Genomic DNA, 17,737 nt, shown 5'->3' on the forward strand with positions numbered 1-17,737 from the left:
CGTGATTCGCTAGAGGTCGGCCACCCAGTCCTCGATGGCCTGTGCGGTGGTGCCCACCTGCTTCTCCATCATGGTGAAGTGGTTCCCGGGTACGTCGATCACGGAGTCGGCGGGCCAGTCCGACTGCCAGCTCGCGGACGCGTCCGGATCCACCTCCCCCACCGGCTCGGACGCACGGACAAGAAGGCTGGGGACCGAGCTCTCCGGCACCTTCCACCCATCGAACAGGTGCATGTACCAGCCCATGGCGGACATCCGGACGCCCTCCATGGAAACGAGGGCCTCCCGCTCGTACATCTCGTCCAGCATCGCGTTCTCGAACTGGCCGATGCTCGAGCTGTACGGAAGGTAGGTGTCCAGCAGGACGACTCCCGCGGGCGGTGTGCCCTGCTCCTCCAGAGCGGCGGCCACCGAGTACGCGACCATTCCTCCGGCCGACGAGCCGACCAGTACGACCGGGGCACCGTCGGCGTACTCGGAGACGGTCCGCGCCTGGAGGCGGAACAACGCCTCCGGGGTGGCCGGAAGGCTCTCGCCCTGAACGAACCCCACGGCGGGAAGGGCGGCGACGTCCCGGCTGCCCCGGAAGGGGGCGGCGAGCTGCGCGTACTGGTGGACGCCGCCCAGCGCCATGTACGAGGAGCAGCACATCAGCCGGGTGCGCTCGGTACCCCGGGAGAGCCGGACCGGCCTGATGTGCCCGTCGAAGTCGGCCGGGTCCTCGAAGGTCGGACGCAGCCGCGCGGCGTTCATCAGCAGATCCATGCCGATCTTGGTCTTGCCCTGCTCCGCCGCCTGCCGGAACAGGGAGCCGAGGGTGTCGGGCGCGTCCGCCTGCGGCGCCGGGGGCGCGGCCGCGGGCGCCGGAGCCGCGCCCGTAGCGGCCGGAGCTGACGGCTCGTGGACCTGACGGCCGGCGGGAGCGGACGCGATCGCGGCCGCGAGCCGGGGCCGCAGATGGGAGACCAGCTCCCGGGGGCTCGGGTGGTCGAAGACCACCGTGGTGTTCAGCCGGAGGCCGGTGACGGTGGCGAGCTGATTACGGAACTCCACCGCCGTGAGGGAGTTGAAGCCCATCTCCATGAACTCGTGGCCCGCGTCGACGTCGGCGGGGGACGCGAAACCGAGCACCGCGGCGGCGAGGGTACGCACCAGTTCGAGAAGCGCCTCCTCGGTCTCGGTTTCCGACAGCCCGGCCAGCCGCTGACGCAACTGGGCGGGCTGGTCGCCCGCCTCGGACTCGGCCGCCCGGACCGCGCGGCGGACGGGAGATTCCGGGACGACGGCCCTGAACACGGCGGGCATCGCGGCGCCCTGGGCTCGCAGCGCGCCCAGGTCCAGCCGGGTCGGGATCACCACGGCCGGGTCGGAGGTGACGCCCGCGTCGAAGAGCTTCAGCCCCTCCTCGGAGGAGAGCGGCACCAGGCCGGAGCGCGACACCCGGCGCAGTTCCCCCTGCCCGAGGTGGCCTGTCATGCCGCTGGCCTGCTCCCACAGGCCCCACGCCAGCGAGACAGCCGGCAGTCCTCGAGCGCGGCGCCATGACGCGAGGCCGTCCAGGAACACGTTCGCCGCGGCGTAGTTGCTCTGCCCGGCCGCGCCGAACACACCGGCAGCCGACGAGAACAGCACGAACGCCGACAGGTCCATACCCGCGGTCAGCTCATGCAGGTTCCAGGCCGCGTCCACCTTGGCCCGCAGCACCGGGCTCACCCGCTCACGCGTCAGCGACGCGAACAGCCCGTCGTCGAGCACACCGGCCGCATGGACCACGGCACTCAGCGCGAACCCCTCGGGCAGCCCCGACAACGCCGCGGTGAGCGCCTCGCGGTCCGCGGCGTCACACGCCGCGATCATCACCTCGGCGCCCGCGGCCTCCAGTTCGGCCCGCGTCCCGGCGGCGCCCTCCGCCTCAGCACCGCGGCGGGACATCAGCACCAGCTTCCTGACGCCATGCCGGGTGACCAGATGCCGGGCCACCAGGCTGCCCAGCAGACCGGTGCCGCCCGTCACCAGCACCGCTCCGGAGCCGAAGACACCCGGCTCCGGAGCGTCACCCGCTTGCGGCGACCGGCCCAGACGCGGCACGCGGACCTCACCGGAGCGCACCACCACCTGCTCCTCACCGGAGGCCACCACCCCCGCGAGGAGCCCCGCCGCCCGCTCGACATCGTCCGTGTCGACCAGCACCACACGGCCCGGGTTCTCCGACTGCGCCGACCGCACCAGTCCCCATACGGCCGCACCCGCCAGGTCCGCCACACCGTCACCGATGTCAACGGCGCCCCGTGTCACCACCGCCAGCCGGGTGTCCGTGAACCGTTCGTCCGCCAGCCATGACTGGAGGCCCTCCAGCACCTCGCCGACCCGCCCGTGCACCTCCTCGACCACGGCCGAACCGGCCGCGGCCACCGGCAGCACCACCAGGCCCGGGACGAGCGTGCCCGCCGCCACGGCGTCGCCGAGCGCCGCCGGGTCCGGGTACGTGTCGACGATGACGCCCGATGCCTCCAGAGCGGCGCCCACGCCGAGGCGGTCGTCGCCCAGCACCGCCCACCAGCCGGATGCCAAGGCCCCGTCCTCGACGGGCTGTGCGGTGTCCGCGGTCCACTCCATGCGGAACAGCGCGTCACCGTTCGTCCGGCCCGCGTTCCGCAGTGTCTGGGCCTTCATCTGCCTCAGGACGAGGGATTCGACGGAGGCCACCGGGCGGCCCGAGGCGTCGGCTATCGCCAGCGACACCGCCTGCCGCCCGTCCGGCACCACCCGGACGCGCAAAGCTCCCGCGCCGACGGCCTCCAGGGAGAAGCCTCGCCACGAGAACGGCAGCAGAGTGCCCGCACTCGGCGCGTCGTCGCCGCCGTGCAGCGCCTTGTCCACGCCGATCGCGTGGAGGGCCGCGTCGAACAGGGCCGGGTGCAGCCCGAAGTGCTTCGCGGTGCCGAGCTGATCCTCGGGCAGCTCCACGTCGGCGAATACGGCGTCACCGCGCCGCCAGGCACGCCGCAGCCCTTGGAACGCGGGGCCGTAGCGCAACCCGTGCTCGGCGGCGTGCTCGTAACCGCCGGAGGTGTCGACGGGCTTGGACCCGGAGGGCGGCCACTTCGTGAAGTCGAAGGAGGCCGCCGGTCCGGGCGGGGTGAGCACACCGAGCGCGTGCCGCACCCACGGCTGCCCGAGGTCGGCCCTGTCGTCGTCCGACTCGATCCGTGAGTACACGCTCACCTCACGATGGCCCGAGGCGTCGACCTCCCCCACCTCGACCTGGATCTGCACCCCTCCGCGCACGGGCATCACCAGGGGCGCCTCGAGCACCAGCTCCTCGACCCGGCCACACCCCACCTGGTCACCCGCCTGTACGGCCATCTCCATGAAGGCCGTCCCGGGCACCAGCACCAGTCCGTCCACCGAGTGGTCGGCGAGCCAGGGGTGGGTGGCCAGCGACAGCCGCCCGCTGAGCAGCACTCCGTCGCCGCCCGCCAGTGAGACCACGGCGCCCAGCAGGGGATGCCACACCGGCCCGAGGCCCACCGAGCCGACGTCGCCGATGGCCGCCGTCGAGTCCAGCCAGTAGCGCTGTCGCTGGAAGGCGTAGGTCGGCAACTCGACACGGCGGGCGCCGTGTCCTTCGAACACCTTCCGCCAGTCGGCGCTGACGCCACTGACGTGGAGTTCGGCGACGGAGGTCAGGAAGCGCTCCATGCCGCCCTCGTCCCGCCGCAGCGTGCCCACGACCACCGCACGCGCCGAAGCGGCCTCCGCGGTCTGCTGCACCGGCAGGGTCAGCACCGGATGCGGACTGACCTCGACAATCACCGTGTGGCCGGCGTCGAACAGCGTGCGGGTGGTGGCCTCCAGCTCGACGGTCTGCCGCAGGTTGCGGTACCAGTACTCCGCGTCCAGACCGGCGGTGTCCACCACCTCACCGGACACCGTCGAATAGAACGGCACCTCGGAGGAGCGCGGCGCGATATCCGCCAGGACCTTCAGCAGGTCCTCTCGGATCGTCTCCACGTGTGCGGAGTGCGACGCGTAGTCCACCGGGACCCGGCGGACCCGTACCTCCTCGCCCTCCAGCTGCGCGACCATCTCGTCCAGCGCCTTCGGGTCACCGGAGACCACGACCGAGCCGGGGCCGTTGACCGCGGCGACCGATATGCCACCCTCCCAGGCGGCGATACGGTCCTTGACCTGGTCGACCGGCAGCCCGACCGACACCATGCCACCACGGCCGGCGAGGCCGGCCGCGATCGCCTGCGACCGCAGGGCCACCACCTTCGCGGCGTCCTCCAGCGACAGCGCACCCGCCACGCAGGCCGCGGCGATCTCGCCCTGGCTGTGACCCATCACCGCGTCCGGCTCGACGCCCACCGAACGCCACAGCTTCGCCAGCGACACCATCACCGCGAACAGCACCGGCTGCACCACGTCCACCCGGTCGAAACCGGGAGCGCCCTCGGCACCGCGCAGCACATCCGCCAGCGACCAGTCGACGTACGCCGACAAGGCCGTCTCACACTCGCCGATCGCCTCCGCGAACACCGGCGAGGACTCCAGCAGCCCCACCGCCATGCCCACCCACTGCGCACCCTGCCCCGGGAACACGAAGGCGGTCCTTCGTCCCTTCACCGCCTGTCCCCTGACCACCCCCGGAGTGATCTCGCCCTGGGCAAGGGCCCGCAGGCCCCGCAGAAGGCTCTCGCGGTCCTCGCCGATCACTGCCGCACGGTGCTCGAACGCCGACCGGGAGACCGCCAGGGAGTAACCGACGTCCGCCACCGACGCCACCGCGGGATCGCCGTCCTGAGCGGAGTCCGGGGCCGTCAGACGCGCGTGCAGCCGCTCGGCCTGCGCCCGGAGTGCGGCCTCGCCCTTGCCGGACACCAGCCATGGCACGACGGCGGAGGCGACTGGGCGGGGCGCCTCGGCCCCGGCCCCGGGCCGCGGGGCGGCCGGCTCCTGCTCCTCGGCTTCGGGGGCCTGCTCGATGATGGTGTGCGCGTTGGTTCCGCTGATCCCGAAGGACGAGATCCCTGCCCGGCGGGGCCGCCCCGTCTCCGGCCATGGCCGGGCCTCGGTCAGCAGCCGCACGGCCCCCGCCGACCAATCCACATGCGGGGTCGGCTCATCCACGTGCAGCGTCTGCGGCAGGATGCCTTGCCGCATGGCCATCACCATCTTGATGACCCCGGCGACTCCCGCCGCCGCCTGTGCGTGGCCGAGGTTGGACTTGATGGAGCCCAGCCACAGCGGGCGGTCCTCCGGCCGGTCCTGGCCGTAGGACGCGATCAGCGCCTCCGCCTCGATCGGGTCGCCCAGTGACGTGCCCGTGCCGTGCGCCTCCACCACGTCGACGTCGCCCGGGGTGAGTCCCGCGTTGTCGAGCGCCTGACGGATCACCCTGCGCTGCGACGGGCCGTTGGGGGCCGTGAGGCCGTTGCTGGCGCCGTCCTGGTTCACCGCGGAGCCGCGCACCACCGCCAGCACCGGGTGGCCGTGGCGGCGGGCGTCGGACAGCCGCTCCACGAGCAGCACGCCGACGCCCTCGGCCCAGTTGGTGCCGTCCGCGGCCGCCGCGAAAGGCTTGCAGCGGCCGTCGGACGCGAGTCCCCGCTGACGGCTGAACTCGGTGAACGTTCCGGGGCCGGCCATCACGGTGATGCCGCCTGCCAGGGCGAAGTCGCACTCGCCCTGGCGCAGCGCCTGCGCGGCCATGTGCAGCGTCACCAGGGACGACGAACAGGCCGTGTCCAACGTCACCGCGGGGCCTTCGAGGCCGAGGACGTAGGAGATCCGGCCGGAGGTGACGGCGGGTGCCTGCCCCGTCATCAGATGGCCTTCGACCTCCTCGGCCTCGAGCGGGCCGGCCGCACCGTACCCCTGGAAGCCGGCGCCCATGAACACGCCGCCGATGGTGCCCTTCACGGACAGCGGGTCGATCCCCGCCCGCTCCAGGACCTCCCAGGACGCCTCCAGCAGCAACCGCTGCTGGGGGTCCATCGCCAGCGCCTCACGCGGGGAGATGCCGAAGAACACGGGGTCGAACAGCGCGGCGTCGCGCAGGAACCCGCCTTCGTTCACATAGCTCGTGCCCTGGCTGTCGGGGTCCGGATCGTACAGCTCCTCGTGCCAGCCCCGGTCCTTCGGGAACGGTGAGAGCCCGTCCGCGCCGTCGGCGACCATGCGCCACAGCTCCTCCGGAGAGCTGACCCCGCCGGGGAAGCGGCAGCTCATCGCGACGATCGCGATCGGCTCCCGGTTCTTCTCCTCTACTTCCCGAAGGCGCAGACGAGTGCGGTGCAGATCAGTCGTCACCTTGTTGAGATAGTCGCGGAGCTTCGTCTCGCTCACTGTTTTGCCGTCACTTTCTTTACAAGCAGGGTCAGAAGGCGCTGGTCAACCGGCTCAGGACAGCCCGAGCTCGTTGTCGATGAAGGCGAACAGCTCGTCGTTGGAGGACGACCCGATCCGTTCGGCCACCTCGGCAGTGGCGTCGTCGGAAGCCTCGCCCAGCTTCTCCAGGAGCTCCTTCAGCCGCTCGGCCACCTTCGTGCGGGTATCGGCGTCGTCCATCACGTTGGAGAGCAGGGGCTCCAGCTTGTCGAGCTCGGCGAAGACCACCGGCTCCGCCGTACCACCGTCCGGCAGGAGTTCCTCCCGCAGGTGGTTGACGAGCGCGGTGGGTGTCGGGTGGTCGAAGACCAGCACGGCCGACAGCCGCAGCCCCGTCTCCGCGTTGAGCCGGTTCCGCAGTTCCACCGTGGTCAGGGAGTCGAAGCCCATGTCCTTGAAGGCCATGTCGGGCTCCACCGCCTCCGACGAGCCGAGGCCGAGGACCGTCGCCACCTGCACCCGCACCAGGTCCAGCAGAGTCCGGTACTGGTCGGCCGCGGAGAGACCGGCCAGGCGATCGCGCAGCGACCCGGTGCCGGAGTGCGCGGTGTCCGACGCCACGGCCCGGCGCCGGGAGACACGCACCAGACCGCGCAGGAGCGCGGGCACCTCACCGGTGCGGGCCTGGGCGCGCAGGGCCGCGAGGTCCACATGGGTCGGCACGAGCACGGTCTCATCGGTCCTGAGCGCGTCGTCGAACAACGCGAGGCCCTCTTCCGAACTGAGCGCGTTCAGTCCGGCCCGCGTCATGCGCTGGATGTCCGCCTCGCCGAGGTCCCCGGTCATCTCGCTGCGCTGCTCCCACATGCCCCATGCCAGGGAGACCGCGGGGAGGCCGAGCGCGCGGCGCTGGTGAGCCAGGGCGTCCAGGAAGGCGTTGGCCGCCGCGTAGTTGGCCTGGCCGCCGCCACCGAAGTTCGAGGAAGCCGAGGAGAACACCACGAAGGCGGTGAGGTCGAGGTCGCGGGTGAGCTCGTGGAGGTGCAGCGCGGCGTCCACCTTCGGACGCAGCACCTTGTCCACCCGCTCCGGCGTCAGCGACTCCACCACACCGTCATCCAGCACACCCGCCGCATGCACCACGGCCGACAACGGATACTCCGACCCGATCCCCGCCAGCAGACCCTCCACCGACGCACGATCGGCGACATCACACGCCACCACCTCAGCCTCGGCACCCAGCCCCGCCAACTCCGCCACCAACTCCGCCGCACCCGGCGCCTCCACACCACGACGACTCGTCAGCACCAGACGCTCAACCCCGTGCTCCACCACCAGATGACGCGCCAACAACGCACCCAGACCACCCGTACCACCCGTGACCAGCACCGTCCCCGGCCCACCCAGCGTCCTCGGAATGGTCAGCGCAACCTTCCCGGTATGCCGCGCCTGCCCGATGAAACGGAAAGCATCCGGCGCCCTGCGCACATCCCACGTACGCACCGGCAACGGCCGCAACACACCACTCTCGAACAGCGAGATCAGCTCACCCCACATCTCATGGACGCGATCGAGACCCGCGTCCATGAGATCGAACGCCTGGTAGGAGACCCCGCCATATTCCGCGGCCACCTCCTCCGGCACCCTGATGTCGGTCTTGCCCATCTCCAGGAACCGGCCACCGCGCGGCAACAGACGCAGACCCGCGTCCACGAACTCCCGCGCCAGCGAATCCAGCACCACATCCATACCGCGCCCGCCGGTCACATCGAAAAAGCGCTTCTCGAAGTCCAGCGTCCGCGACGACGCGATGTGCTCATCATCCAAGCCCAGCGACCGCAGAGTGTCCCACTTGCCCTCACTCGCCGTACCGAACACCTCCGCCCCAAGATGCCGCGCCAACTGCAGCGTGGCCATACCCACACCACCCGCCGCCGAATGCACCAGCACCGACTGACCGGCCTTCAGACCCCCCAGATCCACCATGGCGTAATAGGACGTCAGGAACACGATCGGAGTCGACGCCGCCTGCTCGAACGTCCAGCCTTCCGGCACCCGGGCGACGAGTCGCCGGTCGGTGATGGCGACCGGCCCGAACGACCCGCTGAAGATGCCCATCACCTCGTCGCCGGGCACCAGGTCCGTCACCGCGGAGCCGACCTCGGTCACCACACCGGCGCCCTCGCCACCGAGCGGCCCGGCCTCTCCGGGGTACATCCCCAGGGCGTTGAGCACGTCGCGGAAGTTCATACCCGCCGCGCGCATCGCCAGCCTGACCTCGTTCTCCCCCAGCTCCTCCGCGGCATCGGGGCAGGGCAGCAGCGCCAGGTTCTCCAAAGTCCCCTTGGCGTGCATGTCCAGCCGCCACTCCCGCACCCCCGTGGGCGGCACCAGCGCGCTACCCGAGGAGACCCGGGCGAGACGCGCCGCGAGCACCTGTCCGTTCCGCACGGCCACCTGCGGTTCCTCGGCGGTCAGCGCCGCCCGGAGCGCCGAGGACACGTCGCCGTCCTCCTCCGGGTCCAGATCCACCAGCAGGAACTTCCCGGGGTGCTCGGTCTGCGCGGAGCGCAGCAGGCCCCATACGGCGGCCTCGGCAGGGGTACGCACCTCGTCGGAGGACCCGGCACCCATCGCGCCGCGGGTCACGAACACCAGGTAGGAGTCGCCGAACCGCTCGTCGGTGACCCACGACCGCACCAGCTCCAGCGCGCGGTAGGTGGCGTCACGGACCCGTCCCGCCAGGTCCGTGCCCGCGTCGATGCCGACCGCCTCCGCGGCGCCCGCCACCATGACGACGTCCGGCGACGTGGCCCCGGAATCGATCGCCGCGCGCAGCGCGGCCAGATCCGCGTACGACGCCACGTCGGCACCCGCGCCCTCCAGGCCGGAGCGCACCCCGAGGGCGTCCGTGCCCAGCACGGCCCAGGTGCCTTCGGAGGCGGGGGCCGGCGCACCGACGGAGACCGGGGTCCAGTCCAGCCGGAAGAGCGAGTCATGCCCGGCCGCCGGGGAGCCGGCCGCTTGGATCTGCCCGTCCGCGACCAGCCGCAGCACCAGGGAGTCGATGGTGGCCACGGCGCGGCCGCTGGTGTCGGCCACCGCGAGGCCGATCGAGTCGGGTCCGAGCGAGCTGAGGCGCACCCTCAGTTCCGAGGCGCCCGTGGCCCGCAGCGAGACGCCGGTCCAGGAGAACGGAAGCCTGGCGAGGCCCGCCTCCTCCTGGGGTACGAACATGACGGCCTGAACCGCCGCGTCCAGCAGGGCCGGGTGCAGCCCGAACTGCCCGGCGTCCGACGCGTTCTCCTCCGGCAGGCGCACCTCGGCGAAGACCTCGTCGCCACGGATCCACACCGACCGCAGCCCTCGGAAGACCGGGCCGTAGGCGAAGCCGCCCGCGGCCATCCGGTCGTAGACGTCCTCGGTGTCGATCTGCTCCGCGCCCTCCGGGGGCCATATGGCGAGATCGGTCTGCCCGGTCTGGTCCGGCGTGCCGCTCGGGGAGATCAGGCCGGAGGCGTGCTGCGTCCATGGCTGCTCCGTGCTGGGGTCTTCCAGCCGGGAGTACACGTTCAGCGAGCGCGCGCCGTTCTCGTCCGGTCCGCTCACGGCCAGCTGGAGGTGGATCGCGCCCCGCTCGGGCAGCACCAGCGGCGCCGTGAGGGTCAGTTCCTCGACCCGGTCACATCCCACCTGGTCGGCGGCGTGCAGGGCCAGCTCGAGGAAGGCGGTGCCGGGCAGGAGAATCGTGTTCTGGATGGTGTGGTCGACGAGCCACGGGTGGGTCTGCGGCGAAAGGCGGCTCGTGAACAGGAAGCCGTCCGCGTCGGGCAGCTCGACGGCGGCGCCCAGCAGCGGATGCGCCGGCGGGGTGAGCCCCACCGCGGTGACATCGCCGGCGAACGTCGTCAGGGCCTCCAGCCAGTAGCGCTCGCGCTGGAAGGCGTAGGTGGGCAGCTCGACCTTCCGGGCGTCACGTCCGGTGAAGGCAGGTTCCCAGTCCACTCCGACACCGTTCACATGGAGCTCGGCCAGCGCCGTGGACAGCGCCCGCGGCTCGGGACGGTCCTTGCGCAGCACCGGCACCACGACGGGAGCCGAAGGCTCCTCGGCCGTCAGGCACTCCCGCGCCATCGCGGTGAGCACGCCATCGGGGCCGACCTCCACGAACCTGGACACGCCGTGCGCTTCGAGCGCCCGGACACCATCGGCGAACCGCACGGCCTCCCGCACATGGCGGACCCAGTACTCCGCGGAGCACACCTCGTCCGCGGACGCCGACTTGCCCGACACGTTCGAGACCAGGGCGATGGCGGGCGGGGCGAACGACAGCCCCTCGACCACCTTCCGGAAGTCGTCCAGCATCGCGTCCATACGGGGCGAGTGGAACGCGTGGCTGACCCGCAGCCGACGGGTCTTACGGCCCTGCCGCTCCCACTCGGCGGCGATCTCCAGCGCCGGTGCCTCGTCGCCCGCGACAACCACGGAGGTGGGGCCATTGACGGCGGCGAGGCTCACCTCGGCCTCACGACCGGCCAGCGACGGCACGATCTCCTCCTCCGACGCCTGCACCGCCACCATGGCGCCGCCCTCGGGCAGCGCCTGCATCAGACGACCACGAGCGGCCACCAGCGTGCACGCGTCCTCCAGCGAGAACACCCCCGCCACATGCGCGGCCGCGATCTCACCGATGGAGTGACCGATCACCACATCCGGCGCCACGCCCCACGCCGACAGCAGCCGGAACAGCGCCACCTCGACCGCGAACAGCGCGGGCTGAGTGAACGCCGTCCGGTCCAGCAACCCGGCGTCCGCGCCACCCTCCGCCGCGAACACCACATCCCGCAACGGACGGTCCAGCAGACCGTCCAGGTGAGCGCACACCTCGTCCCACGCGTCGGCGAACACCGGGAACGTCTCGTACAACTCCCGCCCCATGCCCAGGCGCTGCGCACCCTGGCCCGAGAACAGGAACGCGGTCTTGCCGGCCGCTCCCGCCACGCCGCGTACGACGCCGGGCGCGGTCTCGCCCTTCGCGATGGCATCGAGGCCACGCAACAGGTCCGCGCGGTCCTCACCGACGAGCGCGGCCCGGTGGTCGAAGAGCGACCGGGTCATCGCGAGGGAATAACCGATGTCCACAGTGGGCATGAACTCTTCGGTGGCGCTGGTCAGTTGGTCCCGCAGCCGCTCGGCCTGACCCCGGAGGGCGGCGTCGGTCCGGCCGGACAGGAGCCACGGCACCGGGGCCGCGGTGGTGTCCGGGGACTCCTCGGCCCGTGGCGCCTCCGGCTCGTCGGAGACCGGCGCCTGCTCGATGATGGTGTGCGCGTTGGTGCCGCTCACGCCGAAGGCGGACACCGCCGCCCGGCGCGGGTGGTCCCGCTCCGGCCAGGGCACGGCCTCGGTCAGCAGCTCCAGGTCGCCCGCCGACCAGTCCACATGTGGCGATGCCTCGTCCGCGTGCAGCGTCTTGGGAAGGGTGCCCTCGCGCATGGCCATCACCATCTTGATGACACCCGCGACACCGGCGGCGGCCTGCGTATGACCGATGTTGGACTTGATGGCGCCCAGCAGCACCGGCTGGCCCTCGGGGCGGCCCTGGCCGTAGGTGGCCAGCAGTGCCTGCGCCTCGATCGGGTCGCCGAGCGGAGTGCCGGTGCCATGGGCCTCGACCACGTCCACGTCGGCGGAGACCAGCCGGGCGCCGGCCAGCGTCTGCTCGATCAGCCGCTGCTGCGAGGGGCCGTTGGGCGCCGTCAGACCGTTGGACGCGCCGTCCTGGTTGATGGCCGAACCCCGGATGACGGCCAGTACCTTGTGGCCGTTGCGCTGCGCGTCCGACAGCCGCTCCACGAGCAGCATGCCCACGCCCTCGGACCAGCCGGTGCCGTCGGCGTCCGCCGAGAACGCCTTGCACCGGCCGTCGAACGACAGCACGCGCTGGGCGCTGAACTCGATGAACGTGCCCGGCGTGGCCATGATGGTCACACCTCCGGCCAGCGCCACCGAGGACTCGCCCTGCCGCAGCGACTGGCAGGCCAGGTGGAGGGCGACCAGCGACGACGAGCACGCGGTGTCCACCGTGACGGCCGGGCCCTCGAAGCCGAAGGTGTAGGAGATACGGCCGGACGAGACGCTGGGGGCGCTGCCGAGTCCGAGGTACCCCTCCACTCCCTCGGCGTCGCTCAGGATGCGCGAGCCGTAGTCGTGGTAGTTGGAGCCGATGAAGACGCCGGTCTGGCTGCCGCGCAGCGCCACGGGGTCGACCCCGGCGCGCTCGAACGCCTCCCAGGAGGTCTCCAGCAGCAGCCGCTGCTGCGGGTCGATCGCCATCGCCTCACGCGGCGAGATCCCGAAGAAGCCCGGGTCGAAGTGGCCCACCTCGTCGAGGAAGCCGCCCGCCTGGACGTAGCTGGTGCCGGACTTCTCGGGGTCCGGGTCGTAGAGACCGTCGATGTCCCAGCCGCGGTCGTCGGGGAACGCGGAGATCACGTCCCCTTCGGCCATCAGCAGGTTCCACAGCTCCTCGGGGCTGCGCACCCCGCCGGGGAACCGGCAGCTCATGCCGATGATGGCGATCGGCTCGTCGGTGGTCAGGGGCTTGTCGAGCCCCTCCGGCCGCTGGGGTGCGGCGGCGGCGACCGAGGCGACCGGCTGGTCGCCGAACATCTCGGTGTACAGGTACCGGGCCAGAACCGTGGCGGTCGGGTAGTCGAAGACACAAGTGACCGGCAGTCGGAGGCCGGTGACCACGCCGAGGCGGTTGCGCAGCTCGACGGCGGTCAGCGAGTCGAAGCCGAGGTCGCGGAAGGCACGGTCGGCCTCCACCGCGTCCGCGCTGTCGTAGCCGAGGACGTCGGCGGCCTGGTTGCGCACCAGCTCCAGGAGCAGCTTGGGCTGCTCGGCGGCGGGCAGTTCGGCCATCTCCCGGCGCAGCGCGGAAATCGCGTCGTCGCCGTCGCCCGCGTCCGCGCCACTGGCGGCGGCCGGGCGGTTCAGCTCGGGCAGCTCACGGAAGAGCGCGCTGGGACGTGAACCGACGAACTCCGGCTGGAAGCGATCCCAGTCGATCTCGGCGATGACCACGAACGTCTCGTCCAGTTCAAGGGCCTGCTGCATACCGGAGATCGCCAGGTCGGGCACCATTCCGACCATGCCGGAACGGTCCATCCGCTCGCCGACCTCGCCGGATCCGAGGCCGCCTCCGGCCCAGGCGCCCCAGGCGATGGAGGTGGCCGGAAGGCCGTCCGCGCGCCGCTGCAGCGCCAGCGCGTCGAGGTAGGCGTTGCCCGCCGCGTAGCTGCCCTGCCCAGGACCGCCCAGCGTGCCCGCCCCGGAGGAGAACAGCACGAAGGCGGACAGATCCATCCCGGCGGTCAGTTCGTGCAGATTCCGCGTGGCGTCCACCTTCGGGCGCAGCACCCCGGCCGCCCGGCGCACCGTGAGGGCGTCCACCACACCGTCGTCCAGCACACCGGCCGTGTGCACCACGGCCGTCAGCGGGAACTCCCGCGGGATCGCGTCCAGTACGGCGGCCAGCGCCTCACGGTCCGCGGCGTCACAGGCCGCCACCGTCACCCGGGCGCCGAGCCCTTCCAGCTCCGCCTTCAGCTCGGCGGCGCCCTCGGCCTCCATGCCACTACGGCTGGTCAGCACCAGATGCTCAACACCGGTACGCGCCAGCCAGCGGGCGACATGACCACCCAGCGCACCCGTACCACCGGTGACCAGCGCCGAACCGCGGCCCTGCCAGGCCCCCCGGCCCTCGGCGTCCTCAGCCGCCGTGGCCCGCACCATGCGCTTGGCGAACACACCGGAGCCGCGCACCGCGACCTGGTCCTCGCCGTCCGCGCCCGCCAGCACTCCGGCCAGCCGGGCCACCGCACGGCCGTCCATGCTCTCGGGCAGATCGACGGCACCACCCCAGCGCTGGGGGTACTCGACGCCCACGATCCGCCCCAGGCCCCACACCATCGCCTGCACCGGGTTCACCAGCCGGTCGGAGCGCCCCACCGACACGGCACCGCGGGTGCCGCACCACAGCGGGGCCACCACACCGGCGTCACCCAGCCCCTGGACCAGCCCGACCATGGCCGCCAGCCCAGCGGGCACCACACCGAACGTCGCATGCCCCGACTCATCCAGCCCGAGCAGCGAGAACACGCCCGTCACGCCCGAGGGCTCCACACCGGCCTCGCCAAGCGCCGCCTGCAGCCGCTCCGCCACGGTCCAGCGGTCGTTGCCCGATCCGTCGAGCACCACCCGGACGACGTCGGCACCGCTCGTCTCCAGGCCGTTCACCGTGGCGGTCACCAGGGCATCGTCGGCGTGCGACGCGGGGAGGACGACGAGCCAGGTGCCCGAGATGGCCGCCTCGGTGGCGGCCGCCAGCGGCTTCCAGACCACCTTGTAGCGCCAGCTGTCCACCGTGTTCTGCTCACGGCGCTGACGGCGCCAGGACGACAGCGCGGGAAGCAACGCCGTCAGCGACGACTGCTGCTCCTCGTCCTCCACCTCCAGGGTGCGGACCAGCGCCTCCAGGTCCTCGCGCTCGACGGCCTCCCAGAAGCGCGCGTCCACCGCGTCCGCGGCGAGACCGTCGGCGGTGGCCTGCAGCTCCGCGGCCGACACCTCCAGCCAGTACCGCTGGCGCCGGAAGGCGTAGGTCGGCAGCTCGACACGGCGGGCGCCACGGCCCTCGAGCATGGCGGTCCAGTCCACCGTGACGCCACGCCACGAACACCTCGGCGGCGGAGGCCAGGAAGCGCTCCAGGCCGCCATCGTCACGCCGCAGCGTGCCGACGACCACCGCCCGCGCCTCGGCGGCCTCCACCGTCTGCTGCACCGGCAGCGTGAGCACCGGGTGCGGGCTCGCCTCGATGAACACGGTGTGACCGTCATCCAGCAACTTGCGGGTGGTGGCTTCCAGTTCGACGGTCTGCCGCAGGTTCCGGTACCAGTACTCCGCGTCCAGACCGGCCGTGTCCACCAGCTCACCGAGGACCGTCGAGTAGAACGGCACCTCGGAGGAGCGCGGCGAGATGTCCGCCAGGACCTTCAGCAGCTCCTCGTGGATCGCCTCCACGTGTGCGGAGTGCGACGCGTAGTCCACCGGGACCCGGCGGACGCGGATCTCCTCGCCCTCCAGCTGCGCGACCAGCTCATCCAGCGCACCCGGATCACCGGACACCACGACGGACCCCGGGCCGTTGACCGCGGCGACCGAGATCGCGCCGTCCCAGGCGGCGATACGGTCCTTGACCCGGTCGACCGGCAGCCCGACCGACACCATGCCACCACGGCCCGCGAGACCGGCCGCGATCGCCTGCGACCGCAAGGTCACCACCTTCGCGGCGTCCTCCAGCGACAGCGCGCCCGCCACGCAGGCCGCGGCGATCTCACCCTGACTGTGACCCATTACGGCGGCCGGCTCGATGCCGGCCGAACGCCACAGCTTCGCCAGCGACACCATCACCGCGAACAACACCGGCTGCACCACGTCCACCGGTCGAAACCGGGAGCGCCCTCGGCACCGCGCAGCACATCCGTCAGCGACCAGTCCACATGAGCCGACAGAGCCGTCTCACACTCGCCGATCGCCTCCGCGAACACCGGCGAGGACTCCAGCAGCCCCACCGCCATGCCCACCCACTGCGCACCCTGCCCCGGGAACACGAACACCGAGCGGCCGGCGTCGCCGGTCCTCCCCCGCACCACTCCGTTCGAGGCGGTGGCGTCCTCGGCGACCGCCTCCAGACGCTGGAGGAGTTCCTCGCGGTCGGCCCCGGTCACCACGGCCCGGTGCTCGAAGGCGGACCTGGTCGTGGCCAGCGAGAGGGCCACGTCCGCCACGCTCAACTCCGGGCGCTCCGTGAGGAACTCCCGCAGTCGTCCGGCCTGCGCCTGCAGCGCCTCGCCGCTACGGCCCGACACCACCCACGCCACCGGACCGTCGGCGGCCTCGGCCTCAGCGGCCTCGGTCGGCTCGGCCTGCGGAGCCTGCTCCAGGATGGTGTGCGCGTTGGTGCCGCTCATGCCGAACGAGGACACGGCGGCGCGGCGCGGGCGGTCCCGGTCCGGCCACGGGGTCGAGTCGTGCAGCAGGGAGACGGCGCCGCCGGTCCAGTCGATGTGCGGCGAGGGCTCGTCCGCGTGGAGCGTCTTGGGCAGCACGCCCTCACGGATGGCCATCACCATCTTGATGACGCCCGCGACACCGGCGGCGGCCTGCGTATGACCGATGTTGGACTTGATGCCGCCCAGCCAGAGCGGCTCGTCCACGGGCCGGTCCTGCCCGTACGTGGCCATCAGCGCCTGCGCCTCGATGGGGTCACCCAGTGTGGTGCCCGTACCGTGCGCCTCGACCGCGTCCACCTCGGCGGCCGACAGCCGGGCGCTGGTCAGCGCCTGCCGGATGACCCGCTGCTGCGATACGCCGTTGGGCGCCGTCAGGCCGTTGGACGCGCCGTCCTGGTTGATCGCCGAGCCCCGGACGATGGCCAGCACCTGGTGGCCGTTGCGCTGCGCGTCCGACAGCCGCTCCACGAGCAGCATGCCGACGCCCTCGCCCCAGCCGGTGCCGTCGGCCGCGGCGCCGAACGGCTTGCACCGGCCGTCCGCCGCCAGCCCGCGCTGCCTGCTGAACTGGACGAACGCCGACGGGGTGGACATCACCGTGATGCCACCGGCCAGCGCGAGCGTGCACTCGCGCTGGCGCAGTGCCTGAACGGCGAGGTGCAGGGTCACGAGGGACGACGAGCACGCCGTGTCCACGGAGAGCGCCGGGCCCTCGAGGCCCATGGTGTAGGAGATCCGGCCGGAGACGATGCTCGCCGCGTTGCCCGTGCCGGAGTGGCCCTCGACGTCTTCCATGGTCTCGGAGGCACCGAGCATGAGCATGGAGTAGTCCTGGCCGTTGGTTCCGACGAACACGCCGGTTCTGCTGCCCCGCAGGGACATCGGGTCGATGCCCGCCGCTCGAACGCCTCCCACGACGTCTCCAGCAGCAGCCGCTGCTGCGGGTCCATCGACAGCGCCTCGCGCGGCGAGATCCCGAAGAACGCCGGATCGAACCGGTCGGCGTTCTCCAGGAAGCCGCCCTCGGTCGTATAGCTGGTACCGGGACGGTCCGGGTCCTCGTCGTAGAGGGCGTCGATGTCCCAACCACGGTCCATGGGGAATTCCGAAATCGCGTCGGTGCCCTCCGCCACCAAGCGCCACAGGTCCTCCGGAGAGTTCACCCCTCCGGGGAACCGGCAGCTCATGGCGACGATCGCGATCGGTTCCTGGTCCGCTGACTCGGCCTCGAGCAGGCGCTGGCGAGTCTGCTGGAGATCCGCGGTCACCCGCTTGAGATAGTCGAGAAGCTTCTCTTCGTTCATTGTTATGTCACCCATGGAAG

The 17,737-nt window shown here is 71.9% G+C and carries 1 protein-coding gene and 1 pseudogene; both read right to left on the reverse strand.

Going from position 1 to position 17,737, the window contains the following annotated elements:
• Positions 1 to 9: 9 nt before the first annotated feature.
• The gene (locus LIV37_RS04735; protein ID WP_121825821.1) at positions 10 to 6,351 is read right to left on the reverse strand and encodes a type I polyketide synthase; all 6,342 of its coding nucleotides are present in this window, start codon (positions 6,349 to 6,351) and stop codon (positions 10 to 12) included.
• A 54-nt stretch (positions 6,352 to 6,405) separates the two neighbouring features.
• Positions 6,406 to 17,717, reverse strand: a pseudogene (locus LIV37_RS04740) (type I polyketide synthase).
• Positions 17,718 to 17,737: the final 20 nt, after the last annotated feature.

The organism is Streptomyces rapamycinicus NRRL 5491 (assembly GCF_024298965.1).
In the GTDB taxonomy this organism is placed as follows: Bacteria; Actinomycetota; Actinomycetes; order Streptomycetales; family Streptomycetaceae; genus Streptomyces; species Streptomyces rapamycinicus.